Below are 13,966 nucleotides of genomic sequence, written 5' to 3'. Positions count from 1 at the left end.
GGTTACCGGCCGGCGCGGAGGCGGGTGTCGAGGGCGTCGAGGTCGGGGACGAACCAGATCTGCCCGCCCTGGTTCGACTCGTGCACCAGCGCGCGCAACGCTGAACTCTCCGCGAGCTGCGCCGAGATGTCGCCGACGACGGCCAGCCGCACCCGGTAGTTGACGAACTTCTGCATCACGTCGCCGGCGAAACGGGTGCCCAGCGAGAAGAACCGTGCGTCGAGCCGGTTGGCCGGCACGGCGACCACCTGGGCGCCGAGAAACGCCGCGCCGATCAGGTCCAGCGCGTCCTGCTCGGTGGCCACCGGCGGGCCGTCGGGGTCGCAGACCAGCACTGGCACTCCGGCGCGTTCCTGGATCTGGTCAGGCATCGTGGACCTCCCGGTCGAGCAGGCCGTTGTCGGCGTTGAGTACGGCGGCGAGCAGGTGCAGCAACTCGGCGGTGGCCGCCGGGTCACCCAGGATGACGATCTTCATGCGATGGCGTTGCTCGTCGTACACGGTCTGCACCCGCAGCGGGTTGGCCTGGTCGTGGCCGGTGTTGGCGCTGGTGAGCACGAGCGTGCCGAGCCGGTCGGCGGCGGCCCTGTCGACACCGTCGACCTGGACGATGCTCGACACCTCCGCCTGCCTGGCGACGCTGGACACGGTCGGTGCCTGGCCGGTGAGCGCGTCGAGGTCGCCGGCGGCGATCCGGTACTGCTTGCCGATCCGCACCGCGCGCAGCCGGCCCGAGCGGATGTAGCCGCGCACGGTGCGCACATGAAGGTTGAGCCGGTCGGCGACCTGTTCGACTGAGTACATCTCTTCCGTCATCACTCCCTATGCTACCCCCACAGGGAAGCATAGGGAGTGATAGGGTCGACTCGCTTACCGCATTAACCCGCTCGCGCTGTCGGACAGGTCCAGTACCGTCTGGAAACCATGGACGCGCTCGGCGACGCCATCATCGGGCGGGATCACCCCGTAGGTCTGCTGCGCGCCGAGTTGGATCGCGCCGCCACCAGCCATGGCGGTCTCGCCCTGGTCACCGGCGAGCCGGGCATCGGCAAGACGACCCTCGTCACGTCGGCGGCCCGGGAGGCCCGCCAGCGGGGCGCGCTGGTGCTCGGTGCCGCCTGCTGGGACTCCGACAGCGCCCCCGGCTACTGGCCGTGGGTACAGGTGCTGCGTGCCCTGCGGCGCTCCGCCGACGACTGGGCGGTGGCGCGGCAGTCCGCCGAGCCGGCCCTCGCGGCCCTGCTCGGCCAATCCGGTGCCGACGGCGAGCAGGCCGGTCGCCTCGTCGGTTGGGCAGGCGTCGACCCCGGCCCGGACGCCGCCGACCAGGAGGCGTTCGCGCTGTACGACGCGGTGACCGCCGCCCTGGTCGCCGTCTCCCAGCACCGGCCGGTGGTGGTCGTCCTCGACGACCTGCACTGGGCCGACCCGGCCTCACTGCGGTTGCTGAGCTTCGCCGCCCAGCACACCTGGTTTGAGCGACTCCTGCTGATCGGCACCTACCGCGACGCCGAGGTCGAGTCGGGCGAGCACCCCCTGCGCCCGCTGCTGATGCCGCTGGTCGCGAAGGCCACCACGATCACCCTCACCGGTTTCACCCGCGACGAGGTGGCCGCACTGATGACCCGGACCGCCGGCCGGGAGCCGGAGGCCAGCCTTGTGGACGAGGTGCACCGGCGTACCGGCGGCAACCCGTTCTTCGTCGAACAGACAGCGCGGCTGTGGCACGCCGACGACGCGGTCGGCACCATCGCACCCGGCGGACGGGAGGCGGTGCGCCGGCGCCTCGCTCAACTGCCCGCCACCGTGGTGGAGGCGCTGACCGTCGCCGCCGTACTGGGTCGCGAGTTCCACCGTCAGGTCCTCGCGGCCTGCGCGGCCGCTCCCGCGGCGCAGGTCGACCGGCTGCTCGACCGGGCGGTGACCGCCCGACTGGTGGTCGCCCGGGGCGGTGGCCGCTTCGCCTTCGCCCACGACCTGGTCCGCGAAACCCTCTACGACGGGCTGACCGACGACGACCGGCGGGCCCGGCACGGTGCGGTCGTCCGGGCGGTCGACGACCTGCGGGAGCTGACCGACCGGCTGATCCCCGCCGACCTCGCCCGCCACGCCTACCTCGCCGGTCCCGCGCTCGACCGGGCCCGGGTGGCCACGCTGCTGCTCGCCGCCGGCCGGGCCGCGTTCGCCCGGCTGGCGGGCGACGAGGCGGCACTGCACTTCCGCCGAGCCCTTGAGGTGGTCGAAGACCCGGTACAACGGGTGCGGATCCTCGTCGAGTTCGCCGAGTCGCACTACCACCACGCCGACCGGGAAGAGGTCACGAGGCTGCTGGCCGAGGCCGCCAAGCTGGCCCGGTCACTCGACGACCCGGTGCTGCTGGCCCGGGTCGCGCTCATCGTCAACCGCGCCCGCCAGGTGGACGCTGCCCAGTCGGCCGAAGCGGCGGAGCTGGTGCGCGAGGCGTACCGCCGGTTGATCAGCGAACCGGATGCCACCGCGCCGGTCGGCGCCCTGGTCGCCGACCTGATCACCGCCAGCGAGACGATCGCCCGTCGGGGGCAGGACGACGAGGCGCTCACCTTCAGCCTCTGGGCCCGCCACGACACGACCTGGGGGCTCGGCACCGCCGCGACCCGAGCCGCGCTCACCGCCGAGATCCGGGCCGTGGCCCGGCGGACCGGCGACCGGGAAACCGAGCTGTGGGCCACCTCGCTGCGCTGGGTGGCGCTGCTGGAGCTGGGCGACCCGCGCTTCGTCGAGGAGCTCGTCACCTTCGTCGACGCCGAACGGGAGGGTGACTTCGCCCGGCACCGGATGGCGGCGGCCGTCGACAGCGGGATCATCGCGGCGTTCCAGGGCGACTTCGCCACGGCCGACGAGCGGTTCGCCTTCCTCACCGACCAGGCCGACCCGAGCTACGCCGAATTCGGTTTCATGGGCCATCACCTGCGCTGGTCCCGGCTGCTGCTCCAGGGCCGGGTCACCGAGGCCGCCGCGCTCGTGGAAGGGCTCGCCCCGACGGACTACCCGTACCGGGAGCTGCTGCGAGCGATCACCGCCGCGGAGCGTGGCGACGGCGAGACGGCGCTCCGGTTGACCGTCGGCATCGAGGCCACCGCAACCCGGTACCCGCGCCCGGTGTCACCGCTCTGGCTCCGACTCCGCGCTCAGGCCGCCGCCGCGTCCGCCGACCCGAAGCGCTGCGATGCCGCGCGGGCCGCGCTCACCCCACACCGTGGGGAGTGGATGGTGGGGCTCTTCGGCTGCGACATCAGCGGCCCCGTCGACCACTGGGTGGCGCTGATCGACGCCGCCCAGGAACGCTGGGACGACGCCATCGCCGGATTCATCGCCGCCCGGGACTCCGCCGACCGGATGGGCTCCCGAACCTGGTCGCTGCTCGCCCGCACCGGCCTCGCGAACGCCCTCGCCGGCCGAGGTCACCCGGGCGACTCGACGACGTCGGCAGCGTTGCGCGCCGCCGCCGTCCAGGAGGCGACCGCCCTCGGCATGACGCAGGTGCTCCACCGGCTCGCCGCCCCGACAGTCCGCGACATCCACCACCCGGACCAGGCCGTCTCGCTGGGTCAGGTTGCTGGTTGGGGCCAGGCCGTCGGGTCGGGCCAGGTTGTCGCGCCCGGTCGTGCCGCGCCGGTCGCGGCTGCGGTCAAGGGGTATGAGTTTCGGCGCGACGGGCGGGTCTGGCAACTGGTGTACGACAGTGTCGTGGCGCACCTGCCCGACGCCAAGGGCCTGCATGACCTGCACCTGCTGCTCAGCCGGCCCGGCAGCGACGTGCCGGCCGTCGAACTGCTCGACCCGGCGGCCGGACCGGAGCTGATGGCCGCCCGGCGAATGGGTGCCGATCCGGTCCTCGACGACGAGGCGAAGGCCCGCTACCGGCGGCACCTGGCCCGCCTCGACGAGGAGATCGACCGGGCCGCCGCCCGCGACGACGACCGGAAGGTGTCCAAGCTGGACGCCGAGCGGGTTGCGTTGCTCGACGAGCTGCGTGCCGCGGCGGGCCTCGCCGGCCGGAGCCGTCGCCTGGGCGACGAGGCCGAACGGGCCCGCAAGACGGTGACAGCACGAATCCGCGACGCGCTCCGCAAGCTCGACGACCGGCACCCGGCACTGGCGAGCCACCTGCGCGAAACGGTCTCCACCGGAACAACCTGCCGCTACCAACCCCCCAACGCGCTGCCCTGGCAGCTCTGACCGCACCCCAGCCCTCCGCGATCTTGCACTTTCGGTCGCCGGTTCAGGTGGATTCGTCACCCTTGTCGGGACAGAAAGTGCAAGATCGCGGGGGTGGGTGGGGTGGGCTAGCGGCGGTTGTACTTGTACATGGTCAGGGTGCCGAAGACCAGGACGAAGCCGGCGCTCCACAGCAGCAGCCACATCGTCGCCGACGGGTCCGAGTCACCGCTCATCGCTCCCCGGATCGCGGCCACCAGTTGCGTCACCGGGTTGACCTTCACGAACGCCTGGAGCCAGCCGGGCATGGTGCTCGGCTCGACGAAGACGTTGCTCAGGAACGTCAGCGGGAACAGCACCATCATGCTGACCCCCATCACCGACTTCTCGCTGCGCAGGATCAGCCCGAAGAACGTCCACACCCAGGAGAACGCGAACGAGAAGATCACCAGCAGCCCGATCCCGGTAACAGCCCCGACCACCCCGCCCTCGGGGCGGAACCCGAGCACCAGCCCAAGACTCAGGATCACCACGGCGGCGAGGATGTAGCGCAGCACGTCGCCGAAGATCATGCCGACCAGGGCGGCCGGACGCCAGATGGGCAGCGTCCGGAACCTGTCGAAGATGCCCTTCTCGATGTCGGTGTTGAGGCCGACGCCGGTGTACATGGTGATCATGACGACGCTGGTCACCATGATGCCGGGCAGGAAGAACTGCAGGTAGTCACGCGGGCTGCCGGCGAGGGCACCACCGAACAGGTACGTGAACATCAGCACCATGATGATCGGGAACGCGGTCACGTCGAAGAGCTGCTCCGGCACGTGCTTGATCTTCAGCATGGCCCGCCAGCCGAAGGTGAGCGACGCGCTCAGCGCGCTCGGCCGGGGCGGTCGGGAACCGGGCGCGAGCACAGTGGCCAGCGCCTCGGCGGACGGAACGTAGACGGTCGGCGCCCGCTCGGTAGTGGTGGTCGTGGTGTCGCTCATCGGGCTGCCTCCAGCTCGTCGTCGCGCTCGTCGGTCGGCACGGCGGGGTGGTCGGTCAGGGCCAGGAAGACCTCGTCCAGGCTCGGCTGGCCGAGGGAGAAGTTGTCGACCACGATGCCGGCGCGGGCCAGGTCGCCGAGTACGCGAGCGGCCTGGGAGCTGGCGTCGAGGTCGGTGCCGGCCTCGCCGACGCGGGCGGTCAACGCCACCGGGTCGGCGGCGAGCTGCACCGGCACGTCGAGCGCCTCCCGGAGCACCCGCTCCGCCTCGGAGCGCTGAGCGGGGTCGCGCAGTCGCAGGTGGACGGTGCCGGAGCCGATCGACGACTTCAGCTCACCCGGGGTGCCCTCCGCGATCACCCGGCCGTTGTCGACGACAGCGATCCGCCCGGCGAGCTGGTCGGCCTCGTCGAGGTACTGGGTGGTCAGCAGCACCGTCGTGCCGTGCGACACCACCGCCCGGATGATCTCCCACACCTGGTTGCGGCTGCGCGGGTCGAGGCCGGTCGTCGGCTCGTCGAGGAAGAGCAGATCCGGGGTGTTCAGGATGCTGGCGGCGATGTCGATGCGTCGCCGCATGCCGCCCGAGTACTTCTTCACCTGGCGGTCGCTCGCATCGGTTAGCCCGAACGCGGCCAGCAGTGCCGCGGCGCGATCCCGAGCGGCCGGCTTGCGCAGGCCGAGCAGGCGAGCCAGGAGCACCAGGTTCTCCGTACCCGTCAGGTCCTCGTCGACGGAGGCGTACTGGCCGGTGAGGCTGACCCGGGACCGGACCTTGTCGGCCTCGGTGACCACGTCGTGCCCGAAGACCCGGGCCGAGCCGCCGTCGGGTCGCAGCAGGGTGGCGAGCACCCGGACCGCCGTGGTCTTGCCCGCGCCGTTCGGGCCGAGCAGGCCGTAGACGGTGCCGGCGGGCACCTGGAGGTCGATGCCGGCCAGCGCCCGGGTGTCCCCGAACGAGCGGGTCAGCCCCTCTGCCTCGATGGCCAGACCGGTGGTGCGTCTACTCATGATCCTTACCTTTCGCGTCGGACGTGTTCAGGAGACGTAGGGTCGAGCCGCCCGGCCGTCGCGCAGTGCCAGACCCCACCAGCGCAGCTGGTCGAGCAGGACGCCGACGTCGCGTCGCAGCTCGTCGGTGCACTGGGCGGTCGGCTCGCCGGCGAGCAGGTCGATCCCGACGACGTCGCGCACCGTCATCGCGTGCAGTGCGGTGAAGACGGTACGTAACTGGTCGACCGCGTGCAGGCCGGTGGACCGACAGCCGTACGACACGAAGCCGACCGCTTTGGCCTGCCACTCGTCGTACGCGTAGTCGATGGCTTGTTTCAAGGGTGCCGGGAAGCTGTGGTTGTACTCGGGGGTGACCACGACGAACGCGTCCGCCCGGCCCACCTCGCTGACGAACGCCCGGATGGACGCGGTCGGCTCGGCGGGGTAGGTGGCCGGGAAGTCGTACTCGGTCAGGTCAACGACCGTCACCGTCAGGTCGTCGTGCCGCGCGGCCTGCTCGACGAACCAGTGCGCCAGCCGGTCGCCGACCCGCCCCTCCCGGGTGCTGCCGACGATCACGGTGATCCGCAACGGTGCCATGGCCCACCCCCCTTCCACAGTGAAGGCGCGAGGTGACGACAGGCGCCCGCTAGATCCGATCTAGCGGGCGTGGTTCGGGGGCGAAATGTCGGTGGGATCGGCTTGACTGGGGGTCGACGAACGGGGGAGCGCAATGGCACAGGTACGCATCGAGCCGTGGCACGAGGACGACCTCGACCTGCTGCGGCAGCTCAACTCACCGGAGACCCGCAAGCACACCGGTGGCCCGGAGACCGACGAGCAGGTGCTCGCCCGGCACGACAGGTACGTGCACTTCTCGGGCACCGAGCAGGGCTGCATGTTCACGCTGGTGCTGGCGGACGGGGTGCGGGCGGGCAGCGTCGGCTACTGGGCCCGCGAGTGGCGCGACCAGCCGGTGTACGAGCTGGGCTGGGCGGTGCTGCCCGCGTACCGGGGGCAGGGGCTGGCCACTGCGGCGGTGCGCGCGGTGCTGGACGTGGCCCGCGCCCGACGGGACCGGCACTACGCCCACGCCTACCCCTCGGTCGACAATCCCGCCTCGAACGCGGTGTGCCGCAAGGCCGGCTTCACGCTGCTCGGCGAGACCGGTTTCGAATACCCGCCGGGGCAGATGATGCGGGCCAACGACTGGCAGCTCGACCTGACCGCCCCACCGACAGCGAGCTGAGGTCGGCGGGGCGGCCGGTGACAGGTCACCAGGTGGTGTCGAGGCGGTGCCGTTGCTCGGCGGTCAGCTCCAGGTCAAGCGCTCACCGTCACCAGGGCAGCACGCCGTACCCGCCGCCCGCGTCCATCTGGAAGCCCCAGAGCAGCCCGCTCGGCCCGTCGGCCGGCAGGGTGGCCAGGTGCACGCTCACCTCGGCGCCCTGCTCGGCCGTGCGGAAGCCGCTGTTGCCGTTGAGGTCGGTGGCGCAGTAGCCCGGGTTCGCCGCGTTCACGGTGATCGGGGTGTCCCGCAGCTCCTTGGCGTACATCGCGGTGAGCATGTTCAACGCCGCCTTCGACGACGGGTACGGCACTGAGGTCAGCTCGAACAGCGCGCCGGCCGGGTCGGTCATCAGGGCGATCGAGCCGACCTCGCTCGACACGTTGACGATCCGGGCGGCCGGCGCCCGGCGCAGCAGTGGCAGCATCGCGTTCGTCACCGCCACCACCCCGAAGACGTTCGTCTCGTACAGCCGGCGCAGCGTCGCCACCGTCGTCTCGCTGGGCAGCCCTCGTGCGCCGTCGGCGAGGACGAGGCCGGCGTTGTTGACCAGCACGTCCAGCCGGCCGTACTCCGCCTCCACCCGCTTCGCGGCGGCCGTCACCGACTCGGCGTCGGTGATGTCGAGCGGGAGGAACACGGCGTCCGCGCCGCCGTCGCGCAGTTCCCGTTCGGCTGCCCGACCCCGCTCGGCGTCCCGGGCGCCCACCAACACTGTCATCCCCTGGGCGCCGAGCTGCCGGGCGGTGGCGAAGCCGATTCCCTTGTTGGCCCCGGTGATCAGGGCGATCGTGTTCGTCATGACGAAGAGCGTGGCCGCGCCGACGGCGTCCCGGGAGAGACGGGCCGAGGCTGGGACCGGTGGTACCACCCTGGCCGGCCCGGGTCGAGGCATGCTGGGGTCATGACGAGCAGCGGGTTGCGGCGTGACGAACTGGCGGCGTTCCTGCGTGCCCGCCGCGCCCGGCTGCGCCCCGCCGAGGTCGGGCTCCCCGAGGGCGAACGCCGACGTACCCCCGGCCTGCGCCGGCAGGAGGTCGCGCAGCTCGCCGGGATGTCGATCGACTACTACATCCGGCTGGAGCAGGGCCGCGGACCGCACCCGTCCCGGCAGGTGCTCGCGTCGATGGCCCGGGCGCTCATGTTGAGCCGGGACGAGCGCGAGTACCTGTTCCGGATCGCCGGGGAGAACCCGCCGTCCACCGTCGGTCCGAGCCGGGAGGTGACTCCGGGGCTGCGGCACCTGCTCGACGCCATGACCGAGACCCCGGCGTACCTCGTCGACGCCGCGTACCACGTGCTGGCCTGGAACCGCCTGGCCACGTACTTCGTGGGGGATCTCGCGGCAGTGCCCGGCGCGGACCGCAACATGATCCGCTGGACGTTCCGGCAGCCGGCGACCAGCGCCCACTGGACCGATGCCGAGGTGATCCGATTCGTGCGAAGCACTGTCGCGGACCTGCGGGCCGCCTACGGGCGCTACCCGGCCGACCCGGCGATCCGTGATCTGGTCACCGAGCTGCTCGGCACCTCACCCCGGTTCGCCCGGCTCTGGGCCGAGCACGACGTCGAGGAACGCCGACCGGTCGTCAAGCGGGTGCCGCACCCCGAGCTGGGGCCGTTGGAGTTCGAGTGCCGCGTCCTGCTGGTGCCGGAGACCGACCAGCGGATGATCGTCTACGTCCCCGAGCCCGGATCGCCGACCCACGCGGTGTTCCGTCGGATCGCCGAGCGCGTCGGCTCCTGAGCGCCGGGAACAGCGTGATTGACCCGCCGGAAACAGCGTGATGCCTCACAGTCATCAAGATGACTCTGAGGCATCACGCATTCAGGAGACCTGCCCGCCGAGCGGCGGGCTCAGGTCAGCGGGGGACGTAGGCGAAGGTGTCCGGGTTCGGGCCCTGCCGGCCGGCCTCGCCCTTGTCCAGCGCGGTGATCCGCTCCATCGCCGCGTCGTCCAGCTCGAAGTCGAAGATCCGGGTGTTCTCCTCGATCCGCTTCGGGGTGGTCGACTTCGGGAAGATGATGTCGCCGCGCTGCACGTGCCAGCGAAGCACCACCTGAGCCGGGGACCGGTCGAGCTGCCCGGCGATGTCGACCACCGTCGGATCGTCGAGCACCTTGCCCTGCGCGATGGGCGACCACGCCTCGGTGAGGATGTTGTGCGCGCGACCGTAGGCGCGGACCTCGTCGTTGGTGAAGTACGGGTGCGCCTCGATCTGGTTGACCGCCGGCACGACGCTCGCCTCGTCGGCCAGCCGCTCCAGGTGCGACACCTGGAAGTTCGACACGCCGATCGAGCGGGCCCGGCCGTCGCGCTGGAACTCCTCCAGCACCTTCCAGGTCGAGACGTAGTCGCCGTCGTACAGGGTCGGCAACGGCCAGTGGATCAGGAACAGGTCGATGTGGTCCATCTTCAGCGCCGCGAGGGTCGAGTCGAACGCCTTGCGGGCGTCGTCGGGGCGGTGGAAGCCGTTGTTGAGCTTGCTGGTCACGTAGACCGAGCCCCGGTCGAGGCCGGACATCCGTACCGCCTCGCCGACCTCGGCCTCGTTGCCGTACATCTCAGCGGTGTCGATGTGCCGGTAGCCCACCTCGAGGGCGGTGGTCACCGCCGAGACGGTGTCCTTCGGCTCGATCTGGAACACCCCGAAGCCGAGCTGCGGAATGGTGGTGCCGTCATTCAGGCTGATGTCGGGAATCGTGATTGCCACTGCGGCTCCTTCGCGTCTTCGTTTCCTGTCATCCATACCCGTGCGGGTGGACGATCCACCGCCCAACCGGAGGTGACGAACGCAACGGCGGACCGGTTCACCCGGTCGTGTCGAACAGCACCGGCCACGGCCGTGCCGCCGGCACCGACGTCACGGGCGGCGCGGGCACTGTGGGCTCGGCGGCGGCCAGCACCTCCGCGGCGAGTTGGCCGAACATCGCCGCCGCCGGGTGCGCCGACCGGTCCGGCCAGGCCCCCGAGGTGCGCTTGGCCAGCGGCGCGTCGGTGATCGGCCGCCAGGCCATCCGGGGTTCCCGGCGGGCCACAGCCGCCGGTTCCACTGCCACTCCGCCGCCGGCCAGCACCAGCCCGCAGAGGAACTCCGGGTTGCGGGCCGGGCGCACCCGGTCCGGGCGCCAACCGTGCTGCCGGCACACCGCCAGCAGGTGGTCGTGCCAGCCGGGGGCGGTGGCGCGGGGAGCGGCCACCAGATCAAGACCGGCCAGCGACGCGAGCGTCACCTCGCGGCCGCGGGCCAGCGGCGAGGTGCGCGGCAGCAGCACCCCCAGGGGTACGTCGACAGGGGCGCCGAAGCGCAGCCCGTCCGCCGCCACCGGGTGGTGGACGAGCCCCACGTCCAGGGTTCGCTCGGTGAGCATCCGCACCTGCTCGGCGGTGGTCAGCTCGTGCAGCTCCACGTCCAGGCCGGGCGCCCGGGTGGCGAGCCCGTCCAGCAGCGAGCGCAACGTCACGGCGGGCGTCTCCGGCGGCACCCCGGCCCGGAGTACGCCCAGCTCACCGGCGCGGATCTGCCCCATCAGGCTGCGGAGTCGACCCTCGCCGGCGAGCAGTTCCTCCGCCTCGCCGAGCAGCAGCTCACCGGCGGTGGTGAGGCGCACCTGGCGGCGGGACCTGTCGAACAGCTCGACGGTCAGCTCCCGTTCCAGCCGCTGGATCGACTGGCTCAGCGGCGGCTGGGCCATCCCGAGCTGTTCAGCGGCCCGGCCGAAGTGCAGTTCGTGTGCGACCACCACGAAGTGCCGCAGGTGCCGGAGCAGATCCACTGCCGGGACCCTACGCCAGCGCTACCGGGGCGGCACTGGTTACCGTGCTGGCGTGGACGTGGAGGAACGCATCGGGGCCATCTTCGCCGCCGTCGGGGTGACGGCCAGCCTGCACGTCGTGGACCTGGACGCCGTCGACCCGGACGCCGTCGGGGGCGGCGGGCTTCGGGAGGTCGGGGTACGGGCCGACGAGCAGGTGGTGATCGCCTCGATCTTCAAGATCCTGCTGGTGTTGGAGTTCGCCCGGCAGGTCGAGGCCGGTCAGCTGGACCCGACCGAGCGGGTGCTGGTCACCGCCGCCGACCGGCTCGGTGGATGGGGTCTGGCCGGCTGCGACGACGACGCCGAGGTGTCGCTGCGCGACCTCGCGTACTTCGCCATGTCGGTCACCGACAACACGGCCGCCGATCTGCTGCTGCGCCGGGTCGGCCCGGACCTGCTGCCGATGCTCGCCGTCGAGCTGGGGCTGACCCGTACCCGGGTCCTCGGTGGCCCTCGGGAACTGGTCGAGATGATGCTCGCCGACGTGGGCGCCCGGACCGAGGCGGAGTTCGCCCGCATCTTCCCCACGCTGCCGGCGGACCGGGTGCGGGCGATGCGGGTCTTCGACCCCGCGCACACCACGTCCAGCACCGCCCGGGAGATCACCCGGCTGCTCACGCTGATCTGGCGGGACGAGGCCGGGCCGGCGGCGGCCTGCGCGATGGTCCGCACCTGGATGGCCCGGCAGATCTTCTGGACCCGGCTGGCCGCCGGTTTCCCGCCCGGCGTCCGGGTCTCCGGAAAGACCGGCACCCTGCCCGGGTTCCACCTGGAGGCCGGGGTCGCCGAATACCCCGACGGCGGCCGGTACGCCATCGCGGTCTTCGCCCGCGCCGAACAGTTGACCCCGCGCCGCATCGACGTGGACCTGGCGATGGGGGAGGCCGCCCGCACTGCCGTCGAGGCGCTGCGCGGCGACTGATTACGCGACCCGCCGAGCGCCGCCGCACCCCTGCTGAGCAGCACCGATATTCGGCGGCGTATCGAAGTCGACGGTCCTTGATCTTGGACCGCGGCCGGGTGCCGCTGGTTGGCTCGTGGTCGACACATCACCCGACCACGGGGAGTACATCCGCATGCCCAGTCTCGACCGCCGACGCTTCCTGCGCGACGCCGCCGCCACCACCGCCCTGGTCTCCGCCGGTGGCCTGGCCGCCGGCGTCGCCACCCCGGCCCAGGCCGCGCCCTCGACCGCCGCAGCCCCCGGGCCGACCGCTCGCCGCAAGGGCGCGGTCAGCTTCCGCTGGTGGGGTACTGCCGGCTGGCGCGTCGACATCGGCGACCGCACCGTTCTCGTCGACCCGTTCCTCAGCCGGATCGACACCGGGCTGTTCACCGGGGCGTTCAAGACCGACACCACGTTGACGGTGCGCACCGACGTGATCGACCCGCGGGTCGACCGGGCCACGACGGTGCTCGTCACGCACACCCACTGGGACCACTTCATGGATGTGCCGTACATCGCCAAGCGCACCGGGGCGCGGGTGTTCGGCACGCTGACCGCGTACCACCTGGGGTTGGCCTACGACGTGCCGTCGACGCAGCTCAGCTCCGTGAAGGGTGGGGAGGTGCTGGACTTCGGCGACCACAGCGTCGAGGTGGTCGGCTCGCTGCACAGCCGCAACCCGTCGTACTCGGTGGCGTTTCCCGGGGTGCGGGTGAGCCCGCCGCCGCAGCCGGCCACCATCGCCGACCTGCCGGAGGGCGACACGCTGGGCTACCTGCTGCGGGTCGACGGCGGGCCGTCGGTCTACTTCACCGGGGCCAGTGACGTCGCCGAGCGGAACCTCACCGGCCTCGCGCCCGACGTGGCGATGGTGGCCATGCAGAACGCCACCACCACCGGCGACTACCTGCCCCGGCTGCTGGAAGGGCTGGACTACCCGAAGGTCGTGGTGCCGGTGCACTACGACAACTTCGAGACGGCGTTGCAGAACCCGCCGCCGGTCGCCCCGACCGACCGCACCCGGCTGAACGAGATGATCGCGGCGGTGCGCCGGATCTCGCCGCGCAGCCGGGTGCTGGTGCCCGAGTACGAGACCGCGTACCACTTCTGAGCAGCGTCGGTGGGGGTCGCCGAGCCGCGACCCCCACCCGGTCAGGAGGCGGCCATCTCCGCCAGGGCCCGCACCGACTTCCAGTTGCGGGAGGTGGACACCACGCCGAGCTTCTTCTCCAGGTACGCGTTCGTGAACTTCGACCGCCCGTAACCGCCGTCGACGTAGTGCAGGAACACCTCACGGCCGGTCACAGTGAACGACACGTTCTCGCCACCAGGCACGGCCAGGGCATCCGCTGTGGACTTCTCCGGTGCGGTGGCGAGGAAGGCCACCAGCAGCCGCGTCGGGTCGTCCTCCCGGTCGGCGTACGGGTTGCCGCCGGCGATCGCCGCCAGCTCCCGGGCGCTGCGTACCAGCACCGGCACGGTCAACGCCAGCTCGTCGGTCAGCGCCCGCGCGATGCCGGCGGCCAGCTTCTCCGCGTCGCGCACCGAGCTGCCGAAGGCCACGTTGCCGCTCTGCAGGTACGTCTGGACGTCCTCGTGCCCGAGGTCGGTGACGATCCGACGCAGGTCGGCCATCGCCAGCCGGGTGCTGCCGACGTTCACCCCACGCAGCAGTGCGACGTAGCGGGTCATGGCTCCTCCGTCCACATGGGTACGACGTCAGCCTAGCGGTGTGCGC

The 13,966-nt window shown here is 71.8% G+C and carries 14 protein-coding genes; 5 read left to right on the top strand and 9 right to left on the bottom strand.

Going from position 1 to position 13,966, the window contains the following annotated elements:
* Positions 1–2: 2 nt before the first annotated feature.
* Together AB0B48_RS02870 and AB0B48_RS02865 are read right to left on the bottom strand one after the other, a co-directional pair.
* Complete coding sequence (locus AB0B48_RS02870) at positions 3–371, bottom strand: DUF4180 domain-containing protein (RefSeq protein ID WP_357194969.1); 369 nt, start codon at positions 369–371, stop codon at positions 3–5.
* On the bottom strand, positions 364–816 hold the full coding sequence (locus tag AB0B48_RS02865; RefSeq protein ID WP_357194966.1) for a helix-turn-helix domain-containing protein: 453 nt from the start codon (positions 814–816) through the stop codon (positions 364–366). The genes AB0B48_RS02870 and AB0B48_RS02865 overlap by 8 nt, the downstream gene beginning before the upstream one ends.
* Positions 817–924: 108 nt before the next feature.
* On the opposite strand from AB0B48_RS02865, the gene AB0B48_RS02860 reads away from it, so the two are divergent.
* Positions 925–4,218, top strand: a complete 3,294-nt coding sequence (locus AB0B48_RS02860; protein ID WP_357194963.1) for an AAA family ATPase — start codon at positions 925–927, stop codon at positions 4,216–4,218.
* A 107-nt stretch (positions 4,219–4,325) separates the two neighbouring features.
* On the opposite strand, the gene AB0B48_RS02855 is transcribed toward AB0B48_RS02860, so the two are convergent.
* The 3 genes from AB0B48_RS02855 to AB0B48_RS02845 are packed head-to-tail and all read right to left on the bottom strand — an operon-like array spanning position 4,326 to position 6,775.
* On the bottom strand, positions 4,326–5,183 hold the full coding sequence (locus tag AB0B48_RS02855) for an ABC transporter permease (RefSeq protein ID WP_357194960.1): 858 nt from the start codon (positions 5,181–5,183) through the stop codon (positions 4,326–4,328).
* Positions 5,180–6,193: an ATP-binding cassette domain-containing protein gene (locus AB0B48_RS02850; protein ID WP_357194957.1), complete on the bottom strand. Its 1,014-nt coding sequence runs from the start codon at positions 6,191–6,193 to the stop codon at positions 5,180–5,182. The genes AB0B48_RS02855 and AB0B48_RS02850 overlap by 4 nt, the downstream gene beginning before the upstream one ends.
* A gap of 27 nt (positions 6,194–6,220) precedes the next feature.
* Positions 6,221–6,775 carry an NAD(P)H-dependent oxidoreductase gene (locus tag AB0B48_RS02845; protein ID WP_357194954.1) on the bottom strand — a complete coding sequence of 185 codons (555 nt, stop codon included), beginning with the start codon at positions 6,773–6,775 and terminating at the stop codon, positions 6,221–6,223.
* 133 nt (positions 6,776–6,908) lie between these two features.
* On the opposite strand from AB0B48_RS02845, the gene AB0B48_RS02840 reads away from it, so the two are divergent.
* On the top strand, positions 6,909–7,424 hold the full coding sequence (locus tag AB0B48_RS02840; RefSeq protein WP_357194952.1) for a GNAT family N-acetyltransferase: 516 nt from the start codon (positions 6,909–6,911) through the stop codon (positions 7,422–7,424).
* An 88-nt stretch (positions 7,425–7,512) separates the two neighbouring features.
* Here AB0B48_RS02840 and AB0B48_RS02835 read toward each other — a convergent pair whose 3' ends face one another.
* Positions 7,513–8,265: an SDR family oxidoreductase gene (locus tag AB0B48_RS02835; RefSeq protein WP_357194949.1), complete on the bottom strand. Its 753-nt coding sequence runs from the start codon at positions 8,263–8,265 to the stop codon at positions 7,513–7,515.
* 102 nt (positions 8,266–8,367) lie between these two features.
* Between AB0B48_RS02835 and AB0B48_RS02830 the strand changes: the two genes are divergently transcribed.
* Positions 8,368–9,210, top strand: a complete 843-nt coding sequence (locus tag AB0B48_RS02830; RefSeq protein WP_357194946.1) for a helix-turn-helix transcriptional regulator — start codon at positions 8,368–8,370, stop codon at positions 9,208–9,210.
* A 115-nt stretch (positions 9,211–9,325) separates the two neighbouring features.
* Here the strand turns inward: AB0B48_RS02830 and AB0B48_RS02825 are convergent, their stop codons facing one another.
* Entirely contained in the window at positions 9,326–10,177 is an 852-nt protein-coding gene (locus AB0B48_RS02825) for an aldo/keto reductase (RefSeq protein ID WP_357194943.1), read from the bottom strand.
* Between the two features lie 97 nt (positions 10,178–10,274).
* Positions 10,275–11,240, bottom strand: coding sequence for a LysR family transcriptional regulator (locus AB0B48_RS02820; RefSeq protein WP_357194940.1), 966 nt, complete (start codon positions 11,238–11,240; stop codon positions 10,275–10,277).
* A 52-nt stretch (positions 11,241–11,292) separates the two neighbouring features.
* Between AB0B48_RS02820 and AB0B48_RS02815 the strand changes: the two genes are divergently transcribed.
* Together AB0B48_RS02815 and AB0B48_RS02810 are read left to right on the top strand one after the other, a co-directional pair.
* A complete protein-coding gene (locus AB0B48_RS02815; protein ID WP_357194937.1) occupies positions 11,293–12,204 on the top strand; it encodes a serine hydrolase in 912 nt (303 codons plus the stop codon).
* A 154-nt stretch (positions 12,205–12,358) separates the two neighbouring features.
* The gene (locus AB0B48_RS02810) at positions 12,359–13,339 is read left to right on the top strand and encodes an MBL fold metallo-hydrolase (RefSeq protein WP_357194934.1); all 981 of its coding nucleotides are present in this window, start codon (positions 12,359–12,361) and stop codon (positions 13,337–13,339) included.
* Positions 13,340–13,380: 41 nt separating this feature from the next.
* Here the strand turns inward: AB0B48_RS02810 and AB0B48_RS02805 are convergent, their stop codons facing one another.
* Complete coding sequence (locus AB0B48_RS02805) at positions 13,381–13,920, bottom strand: DUF1697 domain-containing protein (RefSeq protein ID WP_357194931.1); 540 nt, start codon at positions 13,918–13,920, stop codon at positions 13,381–13,383.
* Between the last annotated feature and the right edge of the window lie 46 nt (positions 13,921–13,966).

It is taken from the genome of Micromonospora sp. NPDC049089 (genome assembly GCF_040648775.1).
In the GTDB taxonomy this organism is placed as follows: domain Bacteria; phylum Actinomycetota; class Actinomycetes; order Mycobacteriales; family Micromonosporaceae; genus Micromonospora.
Note: the sequence above shows the minus strand (reverse complement) of the source record. Positions and strands in the feature narration are given on the sequence as shown.